The following is a 12,536-nucleotide window of genomic DNA, read 5'->3' as shown; positions in this document are numbered from 1 at the left end:
AAATAGTGCGGGATGGCAATGGTCAAGATTCAATCATCATACGAACGGCAATCCATACAAATTCAACTGTCACAATCATGTTAAGCCGCGCGTCTAGACAACCCTTCTGCAACTCAGCCGAGGACGTCTCATGAAGACCTTTGTTTCCGCCTTTGCCGGCCTTTTGGCCATCGCTCTTTTCTCCGGCAGCGCCAGCGCCGCCGATCTCGTCCTCTACACCAGCCAGCCGAATGCCGATGCGCAGGCCACCGTCGATGGCTTCATGGCCGCTAATCCCGGTATCAAGGTCGATTGGGTCCGTGACGGTACGCCACAGATCATTGCCAAGCTGCAGGCTGAAATGCAGGCAGGCGCCCCGGTTGCCGACGTTCTGCTGATCGCCGATACGGTGACCCTTGAGCGCCTGAAGGAAGCCGGCAAGCTGCTCGCCTACAAGTCGCCTGAAGCCGCAAATTACGATCCGTCGCTCTATGACGTCGACGGCTATTACTACTCCACCAAGCTGATCACGACCGGTATCGTCTACAACACCGCCGCCGCCATGAAGCCGGCAAGCTGGCAGGATCTGGCGAAGCCGGAAGCCAAGGGCCTCGTCGCCATGCCGAGCCCGCTTGCTTCGGGCGCTGCTCTCATTCACGCCCAAACGCTCGCTGGCGTCGGAGGCCTCGGCTGGGACTACTACAAGAACCTTGCCGAGAACGGCGCGATCGCTTCCGGCGGCAATGGTGCCGTCCTCAAGGCCGTCGCTTCCGGCGAGAAGGCCTATGGCATGATCGTCGACTACATGCCGATCCGCGAAAAGGCCAAGGGTGCTCCGCTGGAATTCGTATTCCCGAAGGAAGGCGTTTCGGCAGTCACCGAGCCGGTCGGCATCCTCGCTGCCACGAAGCACGCCGATGCCGCCAAGAAGTTCGTTGACTATGTCCTCTCCGAAAAGGGCCAGGAAGGCTTCCTGAAGCTCGGCTACATTCCGGCCCGCAACGGCACCCCGCTGCCGGAGGGCTTTCCGGCGCGTGACAGCATCAAGCTTTTGCCGTTGAATGCAGCCGATGCTCTCAAGAACACGGATCAGGATCTGGAGACCTTCTCCACCTACTTCAAGTCGAAGTAATCCGGCCCGGATTTGGAATGTACGGATATGCGCGTAGGGGAAACAGCCAGCCGGCCTGGCTGTTTCCTTTTGTTGTTGCCGTGGTACTGCTGCTCAGCGTCCTGCCGCTGGCGCGGCTGGCGATGGTCGGCATCGAGGCGCTGCTCAAGGGCGGCACATATGAACTCATCACCGATCCGGCTCTCTGGCGCTCGGCCTGGTATACGATCGAAACGGCCGTGCTCGGCACCATCGTTTCCGTGGCTCTCGGCTGCCTCTTCGCATTCCTGCTGACCTTGACCGATCTTTCTGGCAGGGGGCTGCTCGGCTTTCTCTTCGTGCTGCCGATGATGATCCCGCCGCAGGTGACGGCGCTGGCTTGGGTGCAGATGTCCGGACCATCGAGCCCCTTGCTGAAAGCATTGCACATCGCTCCGCCGCTCGGCTCGCCGCAGCCGCTCTACTCGATTGGCGGCATCGCGCTGCTTTACGGCGTTCAGCATGCACCGCTCGTCTATCTCGCGCTTAGGGCCGGGTTGATGGCGCTGCCGCGCGATGGTGTGGAGGCCGCAAGGCTTTCCGGTGCGTCAGGCTTGCGCGTCTTCCGCGATATTATTCTGCCCTTGTCTCTGCCCGGCGTCATTGCTGGAGCGGCCATTGCCTTCGTCTCCTCCATCGGTAATTTCGGCATTCCCGCGATCCTCGGCATACCGGCTTCGATCTATACCCTGTCGACCCTCATCTTCACGAAGTTCTCCAGTTTCGGGCCGCGCACCTTTGGCGATATCGCCGTGCTGTCGACGATGATTGCCGTCATTGCCGTAGCAGGGCTTGCCGTGCAGGCCAGGGCGTTGAAAGGTCGCGATTATCGCGTCATCGGCATTTCCGGCGCGACTGCCGCCTTTTCGCTCGGCCGCTGGCGCTATCTGGCGATGCCGGTGCTCTGCGCCATCCTGTTCGTTATGCTCGTCGCTCCCTTTCTGGCGCTGGTTGCCGGGGCGCTGGTGCCGGCCTATGGCGTGCCGCTCACCTTCAAGACAGCCTCGCTGAACGCCTTCACGGAAATCCTGTTTCGGCAAACGGTCACGCGAACCGCCTTTTCCAATTCGCTGTTCCTCGCAGGCATGACGGCGCTCGGTCTCCTGCTGGTGACAGTGCTTGCGGCCTACGCGCTGACGCGTCGCAAAGACATGCTGAGCCGCATCGTCGGCGGCATGATCGAGATCCCCTATGCGCTCCCGGGCATCATCATCGCCGTCTGCTTCATTCTGGTGTTCGCAGCGCCGCTGCCGATTCTCAACGTCACGCTTTACGGCACGATCTGGATCATCCTGCTTGCCTATTTCTCCGCCTATTTCGCCGTCAGCCTGAAGCCGGTCATGAGCGCCTTCCTGCAGCTCGATCCAGCGCTGGAAGAGGCGGCGCGCCTGTCTGGTGCAGGGTTCTTCCGCCGCTTGACCGATATCATCGTGCCGCTGATCGCGCCGGCGGCCGGTGCCTCTGTAATCCTCGTCTTCCTCATTGCCTGCAACGAGCTAACCGTTTCGGCGCTGCTCTGGTCGGCCGGCACGCAGACGCTCGGCGTCGTCATCTACAATCTCGACGATGGCGGCAGCGCCGATCTTGCTTCGGCCATGTCGGTCATCGTCATCGCCATGGTCGTCATCATGATGGTGCTTCTGGAAGTCATGGCCAAGCGCCTGCCGAAGGGAGTTGTGCCTTGGCGAAGCTGATCCTCAATCACATCAGCAAGGATTTTGGCACGGGTGGGCGGGCTGCGGTCAACGCTTTGTCGCTCGACGTGCGCGAGGGTGGATTCCTGGCGCTGCTTGGTCCTTCCGGCTGCGGCAAGACGACCGTGCTCAGAATGATAGCGGGCTTCGAGCAGCCGACGGATGGCTCCATTCACCTCGGCGAGCGGCTGCTGGCCGATGCCGCAAACATGTTACCGCCGGAGCGGCGCAACATGGCGATGGTGTTCCAGTCTTATGCCCTCTGGCCGCATATGAACGTCGCCGACAATGTTGGTTATCCACTGAAGGTGCGCGGCATCTCCGGCGAGCGCTACCGCGAGAAGGTGCGCGAGGCGCTCGCGACCGTGCGTCTTGGCGACTATGCCGAACGCAGGCCTGCCGACCTTTCCGGTGGTCAGCGCCAGCGTGTCGCGCTTGCTCGCTGCCTGGTGACATCGCCCGACGTTGTACTGCTGGATGAGCCGCTCGCCAATCTCGACCGTCACCTGAAGAAGGAGATGGAGGAGACTTTTCGCGAGTTTCACCAGCGTTCCGGTGCCACCATGGTCTATGTCACGCACGACCAGAGCGAAGCGATGGCGCTCGCGACCGACGTTGCCGTCATGTCCGAAGGACGGCTCCTGCAGATGGCGCCGCCGGCGGAGATCTATGCGCGCCCCGAAGGAAAAATGGTCGGCGGGCTTGTCGGGCAGGGCGCCATCCTGTCGTTTGCGTTTCCTGATGGCGTTCCGCGCCGCGTCGACTGGCCGTCCTTCCGAGGCCTTTGGGAGAACCGCGTGGGTGGCTCGGGGAATGCAGATATTCTCGTGCGGCCGGAGGATGTGGTTGCCGATGCGGAGGGCATTTCCTGCAGGGTCGATTCCGTTCTCTATGAGGGCGAGCGCTACGCGATGAGGCTGTCCATGCCGGATGGGCAGTTGCTGCGTGCCTATAGCCGGGAGGCTGTTGCAACCGGCGATGACTATCCGGTCGCTATCCGCTCGGCCTGGCGGCTTTGATCGGCAGGGGACAAGATGGTTGTTCCCTGCCGCCTCCTATGCTTGATTTGCTCGACGTCACGAATGGGAGTCGCGTATGTCCGATCATAGCTTTCCGATTTTCGATCTCGGTGCCTTCGAGGCGGCTGACAATAACGAGAAAAAGCGGCTCGGCGCGGAAGTGGATCAGATATGCCGCTCGACCGGCTTCCTCGCGATCGCCAATCATGGTGTCGCCGAAGCTGCTATCGCCGAGGTCTGGAAGAAGACGCAGGCATTCTTCGACCTGTCGCCGGAAGTGAAGCAACGCGCCAAGACGCTCTATCCGGGCTATCCCTATGGCTATCTCGGGCCGGGTACGGAAGCGCTGGCAAAATCGCGCAATGTCGACACGCCGCCTGACCTGAAGGAAAGCTTCAATGGTGGCCCGCTTTCCGTTCCCGCAGGCATGAGCGATCCGGAAGCGCTCGGCTTCTGTTATGCCGCTACCATCTGGCCGGAAGGGCCTGATGGATTCGCAGAGGCGTGGAAGGCATACTACGGAGCGATGGAAGGTCTTGCGGCGCGTATCATGCGCGTCTTCGCGACAGCGCTGGGGCTCGACGAGCACTTCTTCGATTCCTATGTCGATGCACCGATCAGCGCCCTGCGGGCATTGAACTATCCGGAACAGCATGTACCGCCGCAGCCCGGCCAGCTTCGTGCCGGCGCGCATACCGATTACGGCAGCCTGACGATCCTGCTACCGCAGCCCGGCTCGAAAGGGCTTGAGATCATCGCGCCGGATGGCAACTGGACGCCGGTGCCGCCGGTGGACGGTGCCTTCGTCATCAATATCGGCGACCTGATGGCGCTGTGGACCAACGATCGCTGGGTCTCCACGGTCCATCGTGTCGTCAATCCGCCGCCGGAAGAGGGCGGCATGCAGCGGCGGCAATCCCTTGCCTTCTTCCATCAGCCGAACTGGTTTGCCGAAATCGCCTGCCTGCCTTCGTGTCTGAGGCAAGGCGAAGAGCCGAAATATGCGCCCGTTCTTTCCGGCCCGTATCTGATGGGCAAGTTCAAATCGACCGTTACTGCAAAGGCCGGCTGAACATAAGCCGGCTCACTTTCTCTTATGCAAACTGGAATGCTTCATGTCCCTGCGCCTTGCGACATTCAATGTCGAAAACCTTCTGACCCGTTTCGATTACACCGGTTTTCGCAACCAGTTGCGGCAGGATCGCGTGCTGCAGCTCTTCGATGTCCGCAGCGAAGAGGTCTATCAGCAGCTGGAAGCGGCGCGCGTGGTGGCCGCGACCGACGACACTAGGCAGATGACAGCGCTTGCGATCGCAGATGCCGATGCCGACATCATCTGCCTCCAGGAGGTCGACAACATGGCGGCGCTGCAGGCCTTCGAATATGGCTACCTCTACCGCATGGTCGGCAATGGCTACAGGCAGAAATTCCTGATCGAGGGCAATGACAGCCGTGGCATCGATGTTGCCGTCATGATGCGCGAGGAAACGCGCGATGGCCAGCCGATCGTGCTCAACGATATCAAGAGTCACGCCATGGTGACCTATGGCGATTTCGGCCTTTTCAATGATGAACTCGCCGAACTCGGCCTTCATGCGGAAGACAAAATCTTCAAGCGCGATTGTCTCGAGCTGCATCTTCACATTGGCGGTGTGCCGTTCTCGCTCTATGTGGTTCATCTGAAATCGATGGGGTCGGCGCGCGAAGGCGTGGATGGGCGCCACGCGACCATGCCGCTCCGCCGGGCCGAGACCTTGGCCGTTCGCCGCATCATCGAAAGCCGGTTCGGTGCCGGCCATACGGCGACGAGGAATTTTGCGATTTGCGGCGACATGAACGACTATCAGGATTGGATCGATGTCATCGGTACGCGCCGCAGCGGCTATCGCTTCGAGCCGCGCAAGGAAGAAAAAGGGAGCGCGCTCGATGTTTTCAGCCACGACGGCTTTGCTGAAAATATCGTGCGCCGCCGCGAAGAACTGGACCGTTGGACGCTCTATCATGCACGCGGACCGCAGGAGCAGCGGCTCTGCCAGCTCGATTACATTTGGCTATCACCGGCTCTGGCGCGCGCCAATGCGACGCGCGCTCCCGACATTATCCGTTCGGGTCAGCCTTTTCGCACCATATTTCCGCCGGGGCAGGAGGTCGAGCGCTATCCGCGTGTCGGCTGGGACAGGCCGAAGGCCTCCGACCATTGCCCCGTCGTCATGACATTGGACCTGATATGACCGTTTCAAAACAGCACGACTTGGCCGGCTGGCCGCCGGAAGGCAGCGTTTTTCCCGTCTCGCGGATGGATCTTGCCGTGTTGCCCGGCGAGCATCCCTTCCATCTGCGCGAACGGGAAGCGGTGCGGGAGAATTGGGCAAAGGAAAGTGCCGCCAATCCATCGCTTTACGATGGGCGCATGGTGTTCCAGCATCGAGTGTCGATCCGCGATGGCGTGGTGAAGGCAGAAGCCTATCTGGCGCCGTTTTCCACCTTTCTCTGGTGGCGCAAGCAAAGAGCGGCGGGCGGCTTTCACCTCTTTGCCTTCGCTGTGGCGATTTCCTCCGATGGCGCGCTGATCGCGATCCGCATGGCGCCCCATACCGCCAATCCCGGCCAGGTCTATTGTGCCGCCGGATCGATGGATGAAAGCGACGTCGTCGGCGGGCAATGCGATGTCGAAGGCAATATGCGCCGCGAGGTTCTGGAGGAGACCGGCCTCGATCTCAACGATGCGATCGTCGAGCCCGGATATTACGGTACGCATGTGAACCGTTCGGTCACTCTTTTTCGCGTTTTTCACTTTCCCTGGACGGCTGAGGATATGCTGCGCAGGATCGAAGCGCATATGCTGGTTTCCGAAGAAGACGAGGTCGAAGGCGCGGTCGCCATTCGATCGGCCGATCCGGCCGCGCATCACTACAGCGCGGCGATGCTGCCTATCCTCGCTTGGTTCTTTGGAAGAGGGAAATAGCTTAGGCTTGCGCTGAAGTCGCTTGCCGCTATGAATAATCAGATTTGGAAGCGTGGATGGAGGCGGGATTGGCGCGCAGCTACAGTGTCTATGATGTATTCACCGACAGCAAACTGGCGGGCAATCCACTGGCGATCATCTTCGATGCCGAGGACCTGAGCGACGAGGCGATGCAGGCGATCGCCAGGGAGATGAATCTCTCCGAGACGGTGTTCGTGCTGCCGCCGCAAAATCAGGCGCATACTGCGAGCCTGCGCATATTCACGCCTGGCCGCGAGCTGCCTTTTGCCGGGCATCCGACCGTCGGGACGGCGATCGCGCTTGCGGAGAAGACCCATGCCAGCCATGGCGGCGATCTCGATCTCGTTTCCGTGCTGGACGAACGGGTCGGGCCGGTTCGCTGCGCGATCAAGCTCCGGCAGAACAAGGCGAGCTTTGCCGAATTCGATCTGCCGAGAAAATCGCAACAGATCACTTTGCCGCTCGACAAGGCTGATATTGCCAACGCGCTCAGCCTGAAGATCACCGAGATCGGTTTCGAGAATCACGTCCCCTCCATCTGGAGTGCAGGCGTGCCGTTCCTTCTCGTGCCTGTGCACGATGTCGGCGCTGCCGAGCGGCTGGAATTCGATCTGCAGCTCTGGGAAAAGACGGTTCCCTTCGTCGACGGCGCGCTTGCCTCGGCCTTCATCTATTGCCGCGGCGGCATAAACCATGTCGCCAAGTTCCATGCACGCATGTTCCCGGTGGGGATGGGCATTGTCGAGGATCCGGCGACGGGTGCGGCGGTGGCTGCGCTCTCCGGCGCGATCAATCAATTCGACGGACTGCCGGACGGGCATCATCCGGTGATCATCGAGCAAGGAATCGAGATGGGACGTCCCTCGCTGATTCATCTTCATCTCGATGTCGATGGTGGCCAGATCGCCAATGCCCGCATTGGCGGCCAGGCGGTGCGTGTTGCCTCCGGAATTCTTGAGCTTTGATTTTAAAGGCTTTTCGGCGGCCTCCGAAATTTTTTTGAGAAATAATCAAAGAAAATTCGTTTGGCCGCTGGACAATCAAACCGATCCTATTTATATGCCCGGTCACGCCGCCAGCAAGCGGTACGGGTGATTAGCTCAGTTGGTAGAGCAGCTGACTCTTAATCAGCGGGTCGTAGGTTCGAGCCCTACATCACCCACCAACTAACTCTCTGAGTTGGTTATGTTTTCTCCAAATTTTCTTTCCGCTGTACAAACTCGGTTTGGAGAAGTTTGGATTTGGTTTGGAGATTTGTTCTCTAAATTTTCCCTTCCAGTTTTAGAATTACGGCATCCCCGGCGGTCTCATCGCCAGCCAAATAATGCGTTTCCAAAACGCTCCGCACATCCATGATCGAATGACCGGATGCTTCAGCAATATCCTCAATCGAAGCGCCGGCACGCCTAGCTCTGGTAATGAATGTTCCGCGCAGATCATGGAATGTCAGGCCGGTTATTTTGGCTGCGTCAATAGCCTTTCCCCATGACGTTCGAAAACCATCGCTTGTCCATTGCTTGCCGAACGAGTTGGTCAGGATGGTCAGGGTTTTCACCTTGCGCTCATCGTTCGCCTGCTTCAGTCGATCCAGCGTTGTGCGAAGCTCTCCCGAGACGAGAACGGTAACGTAGCGCCCTGTCTTCGCCTGCCTAAGGCGTATCCTTGTGCCATCGTAGGCTGACCATTGCAGTCGCAAGAGGTCGCCCTGGCGCTGACCTGTCCACAAGGCGAGCGTCAGGACGTCTGCGACGGGCTGTGAGGACTTTTCCCTAAGCTTTGCGATATCTGCTGGCCCCCAGATGATTTCGCGTCTGGTACCGGTCTCAGCAAGTCTACCGGCCTTAAGGCATGGATTGCGCTTTAGCTTTTCGGTGTGGACGCCGAACGCCATAATCTTTTGAAGGACGGACCAAGCCAGATCCGCAGTCCGCGGGCGATCAGCCATCTCGGCGCGCCACTCAAGGAAGTCAGCCCTCGATCCTGTTTCCTCGACGGCGGCGATGGTCATGTCGCCAAATTCTTCTTCAATCAGTTTGATATATTGGAGATACGATCGACGCGTGCTCGGCTTCCGTTTCGGCAGCTCGGATCGCTTGTAGAGCGTGATGATCGATTGGAACGAATTGGCATCAGGAGATTTTCGCTCCTTGGTCAGCCGGCGATACTCATCGTAGAATTCAGTGGTCCCGTAAGCCGACTTGATGCGCGGACCGTTTTTCCAAGCATAGTAGTAGTCGCGCTTGGAGCCGTCGGCCAAGGTCTTACTGGTTTTGTGCAGCCCTTTGAGCTCGACGCGCATTCCTACGCTGCCTCCATTCATCTAATTCCGAAACCGCGGGCGATTCTGACGCAATGCCCGATATCCGGTCAATATCGCGATCAAGGGCTACTCGGTCCCAACGATGCGTTCCTGGCAGAGCAGGGGATATTCGTCCCTCTTTGATCCAATTGCTGAACTGTGTTGGTTTCAGATTGAGGTAGGCCGCAGCTTCAGATTTTGTCAGAAGGCGATGGTTGATCGTCATCCTTCCTCCTTGCCAATGTTGGCACTTTGTTCTTGCAAAGGAGTATGCGGGCCATTCAGGAAACGAATCATCGGCTTGAGGAGATGATCCAGAAGTCTGACGAAAAATCAGACGCCAGCCGCGCCGCCATGCACAAGCGCATGGATGACTTCGGTGACAGGATTGCCAAGGTTGAAAACACCTCAGTCGAAACAACCAAAGTCGTCGAGAAGATGAAGCCAACAGTCGATGAGGTTCATGCCTGGAAACAAAGGGGCATTGGCGCCCTTTTCATCGTCGGCATTGGTGCCTCAGCGCTGACTTTTCTCATTACAACGTACTTTTCTAATATTCTCTCGTGGCTGACTAAGACCGGCCCTTGAGCGCTGCCCATAGCAAGCCTTCCCGCAATCAAATCTAAAGGGATGTTATGCCTCCGCGCCCGTTGACCGATGCAGAATGCCTCGAAGCGCTTACTCTTCGAAAGCAATACAAGTCTATCCAAGAAGCGGCCCGCGCCACTGGCAAAGAATGGCACTGGCTTGAGCGACGCATAAAAGAGGCAGAGCGTCGAAATCTGGCCGGTGAAATGCGGGAATTGGTCGAGATGCCTGCCTTTGTGGAGGAGGGGGACGAAGAGGAACCGATTGAGGATGTTCTAGCTCGTCAGCGTAAGGCTTTCGAGCGCAAGGCGAAGGCAGCCGAGGCCCGCAATTGGTTTCCAATCAAGATCAATGAGGATAAGCCCTATGCCATCAATTGGTTTGGAGATCCTCACCTTGACAATGGCGGCTGCAATTGGCCGTTGCTTGAACGTCATATCGCGATATGTCGGCAGGACGGTGTCTATGCCGGCAACATTGGCGATACGACAGATAACTGGCCTTGGACCGGGCGCCTAGCAAAGCTTTGGTCTGAATCGGAAGTCTCGAACAAGACCGCCAAACGGATGGCTGAATGGTTTATGTTCTCGGCTGGCATCAAATGGCTAGTCTGGATTTTGGGAAACCATGATGCCTGGAACGGTGGGGATGAATTCTACAAGCGCTTGGGAGCGACCTACGTTCCCGTTCTTGATTGGCGAGCGCGATTCCGCCTAGTCCACAAAAACGACTCTGAGACGCGCGTTGATCTCGCGCACGGGCGAAAGGGCAACTCTATCTACAATCCGTCCCACGGCACTCTTCGGGACGCCAAATTCGGCCAAGAGGCCGATCTCTTCGTCACGGGTCATATCCACTCATTCAAGCTCGACCATTACGAAATTCCTGAACGGAACAAGACCACATGGCTGGCGCAGACGCGCGGATACAAATGGTTCGATCACTATGGGCTCGTCAATGGTTTCGCGGAATACCAGAACGGAGCGTCCATCTTTTCAATCATTGATCCTATTACTGGTCGTGTTCACTGTTTTGCTGATCCTGAGGAAGGGAGCGAGTTCCTCCGATGGAAAAGACGGTAGAAAACGAAGATCCCCCCGAAATCCGCATTAAGGTCACCATGGACGGCGACAAACCCGTCTATGAGTTCCTGATAGGCAATCTATCATTCGGACGGGTTCCAGCTAAGTGGATCCTCGAAGCCATTCGCGAGTTTGCTGGTTCGCTTAGGTGGGAAAAATGAAGGGCAACCGCTCTTGCCCCGCCTGTCACGGTAGCGGCCTAATCCGCATACCGAACGGTGACCGCTATAGGATCACCGTCTGCGCGCTTCCGCCCAAGGAAGACGCCACGAAGCCCGCGATCAAATCGCCCCGCCTTTAGGCTTCAGCAAAATCCCCCCTAATCCTCCCGTCTCCTTGCCTTCCTGAAGTGCTGCGTCGAGCATCGCTTGGAAAATTCCTGCCACTTCATTTTCCGTCAGGTCGATATCATCCCTATTGCTTTGGACGAGACCGGCAGAAATCATCGCTGCGGATGGCTCGCGCATCGCAGCGATCGCCGCAACCGCCATTGAGCGGTACTTGTCTTCGTCGTCGAGAACGTCTTGTCCTTCGATAGCCAGAGCTACCTTATCAATCATCTGCATTGGTGGTCTCCTTGGTTTGGAATCGGCTGCTAAGTGATTGATTTATACCATCGCAAATCGTATGCAGTTTGGAGCTAAGTGGTATTGATTTCATAGATTAAGCAAGAGACTCTTAATCAGCGGGTCGTAGGTTCGAGCCCTACATCACCCACCATTTTTCAAGCACTTAGCTGAAGTTTGACGCTGATTGACGCCGACGACCTGGGCACGGTTTCCAAGTCATGCGCGCTCTTTTTCAACATTATCGGCATTCCGGCTATTTTAATCCTGGCAGGGATCATCTTCTTCAGCCGCCGGCGATGAGCGAGCAGCGCGCTGGTGCCATTTGCGTTACAGCCGAGGCTTGGCGTCTCGATCCGTCTCTCCGGTCGGATTGCGCTTGAAATATTCCTTCCTTCACTCCGGCCTAGACAAATCTGGTCCGCAGGCGGGCGCGCGTCCGCATCAATGAAGATGCAGCAGGAACATTGCCGGCGCGGCCAGAGATATTGTGAAGAGGAGGAGAGAGATCCCGTATTTCAATTTTCGTATTCGTCGTGTTTTGCTGCCGTCCCAGTCGTATCCCATAAATATATCTCCATGTGTCCGGTGTTTTTCCGACAAGGAAAATTCTCTCAAGGATCGTTTGCGCGAGGCTTGCGGAGGAAGTACGTGGGATTCGTGAAGAGAAGGGCGTTATTTCATGCCATCATACATGGCAGTAAGAGCCAATTCATTCGAGGCCGGATAATCTACTTGCGACGGCGATGCCTCGCAATGGCTCTTGGATAGGCACGCTCCATGATAGAGGCTGCGTGCTCGCCTGCTGAGGATTTCCGGGCGTCATCCTGTTCAGTCCCGGTCAACTGCGCCGCATCGAGCTTATGGTGTTGCGGGAATCCGATCTTTCCGCGCAGGCGTTTGCAGCAAAGCGAATTCATCTATGGCGAATGGCTGCAAGCTTCGAAGCCGGCGCTATTCCCGAACCTCTTTTCGACCCCGAAATCGTCCTTCCGCTGGCTCAGGCGGGGGTGCGCCTAGTGCTTTTTATGTCCGCCTTCCAACACGCTAAATACAAAGATGGCCGCCAAAAGCAGCACCAACGTGTAGTCGAAGGGGGTGAGCAGACGAAGCAGTTCCATGATGTTTCTCCTCCCGAAGAGAAAACGGATCAGAACGATCATTAGTATGTTC

General features: G+C 57.8%; 13 protein-coding genes and 1 tRNA gene. 12 read left to right on the top strand and 2 right to left on the bottom strand.

Translation table 11 applies throughout. The features are described 5' to 3' along the window. The first annotated feature begins 130 nt into the window (after positions 1-130). From RHSP_RS09845 to RHSP_RS09810, 8 genes are all read left to right on the top strand, one after another. On the top strand, positions 131-1,111 hold the full coding sequence (locus RHSP_RS09845; protein ID WP_004115794.1) for an ABC transporter substrate-binding protein: 981 nt from the start codon (positions 131-133) through the stop codon (positions 1,109-1,111). A 17-nt stretch (positions 1,112-1,128) separates the two neighbouring features. Beyond that, entirely contained in the window at positions 1,129-2,823 is a 1,695-nt protein-coding gene (locus RHSP_RS09840; RefSeq protein ID WP_004115792.1) for an ABC transporter permease, read from the top strand. Beyond that, the gene (locus RHSP_RS09835) at positions 2,811-3,842 is read left to right on the top strand and encodes an ABC transporter ATP-binding protein (RefSeq protein WP_004115789.1); all 1,032 of its coding nucleotides are present in this window, start codon (positions 2,811-2,813) and stop codon (positions 3,840-3,842) included. Before RHSP_RS09840 ends, RHSP_RS09835 begins: the two co-directional genes overlap by 13 nt. A 76-nt stretch (positions 3,843-3,918) precedes the next feature. Next, on the top strand, positions 3,919-4,914 hold the full coding sequence (locus RHSP_RS09830) for an isopenicillin N synthase family dioxygenase (RefSeq protein WP_004115786.1): 996 nt from the start codon (positions 3,919-3,921) through the stop codon (positions 4,912-4,914). A 43-nt stretch (positions 4,915-4,957) separates the two neighbouring features. Further along, a complete protein-coding gene (locus RHSP_RS09825; RefSeq protein WP_004115784.1) occupies positions 4,958-6,073 on the top strand; it encodes an endonuclease/exonuclease/phosphatase family protein in 1,116 nt (371 codons plus the stop codon). After that, the gene (locus RHSP_RS09820; protein ID WP_004115781.1) at positions 6,070-6,807 is read left to right on the top strand and encodes an NUDIX hydrolase; all 738 of its coding nucleotides are present in this window, start codon (positions 6,070-6,072) and stop codon (positions 6,805-6,807) included. Before RHSP_RS09825 ends, RHSP_RS09820 begins: the two co-directional genes overlap by 4 nt. A gap of 68 nt (positions 6,808-6,875) precedes the next feature. Continuing rightward, positions 6,876-7,793, top strand: a complete 918-nt coding sequence (locus RHSP_RS09815; protein WP_037151357.1) for a PhzF family phenazine biosynthesis protein — start codon at positions 6,876-6,878, stop codon at positions 7,791-7,793. 124 nt (positions 7,794-7,917) lie between these two features. After that, a tRNA-Lys gene (locus RHSP_RS09810) sits at positions 7,918-7,993 on the top strand. A 96-nt stretch (positions 7,994-8,089) separates the two neighbouring features. Here the strand turns inward: RHSP_RS09810 and RHSP_RS09805 are convergent. Then, positions 8,090-9,127, bottom strand: a complete 1,038-nt coding sequence (locus RHSP_RS09805; protein WP_004115777.1) for a tyrosine-type recombinase/integrase — start codon at positions 9,125-9,127, stop codon at positions 8,090-8,092. Positions 9,128-9,397: 270 nt separating this feature from the next. On the opposite strand from RHSP_RS09805, the gene RHSP_RS09800 reads away from it, so the two are divergent. The 3 genes from RHSP_RS09800 (at position 9,398) to RHSP_RS34610 (ending at position 10,958) form a co-directional block, all read left to right on the top strand. Continuing rightward, positions 9,398-9,715: a DUF1515 family protein gene (locus RHSP_RS09800; RefSeq protein ID WP_037150991.1), complete on the top strand. Its 318-nt coding sequence runs from the start codon at positions 9,398-9,400 to the stop codon at positions 9,713-9,715. Positions 9,716-9,777: 62 nt separating this feature from the next. Further along, on the top strand, positions 9,778-10,797 hold the full coding sequence (locus tag RHSP_RS09795; protein ID WP_157385334.1) for a metallophosphoesterase: 1,020 nt from the start codon (positions 9,778-9,780) through the stop codon (positions 10,795-10,797). Continuing rightward, positions 10,782-10,958 carry a hypothetical protein gene (locus RHSP_RS34610; protein WP_157385333.1) on the top strand — a complete coding sequence of 59 codons (177 nt, stop codon included), beginning with the start codon at positions 10,782-10,784 and terminating at the stop codon, positions 10,956-10,958. Before RHSP_RS09795 ends, RHSP_RS34610 begins: the two co-directional genes overlap by 16 nt. Positions 10,959-11,078: 120 nt before the next feature. Here RHSP_RS34610 and RHSP_RS09790 read toward each other — a convergent pair whose 3' ends face one another. Beyond that, on the bottom strand, positions 11,079-11,363 hold the full coding sequence (locus tag RHSP_RS09790; protein ID WP_004115771.1) for a hypothetical protein: 285 nt from the start codon (positions 11,361-11,363) through the stop codon (positions 11,079-11,081). 863 nt (positions 11,364-12,226) lie between these two features. On the opposite strand from RHSP_RS09790, the gene RHSP_RS34605 reads away from it, so the two are divergent. Next, positions 12,227-12,529, top strand: a complete 303-nt coding sequence (locus RHSP_RS34605; protein ID WP_157385332.1) for a hypothetical protein — start codon at positions 12,227-12,229, stop codon at positions 12,527-12,529. The last annotated feature ends 7 nt before the right edge of the window (positions 12,530-12,536 follow it).

Origin of the sequence: Rhizobium freirei PRF 81 (genome assembly GCF_000359745.1) — a bacterium.
Taxonomy (GTDB): domain Bacteria; phylum Pseudomonadota; class Alphaproteobacteria; order Rhizobiales; family Rhizobiaceae; genus Rhizobium; species Rhizobium freirei.
The sequence above is the reverse complement of the archived record's forward strand: the minus strand, read 5'-3'. Positions and strand labels throughout refer to the sequence as shown.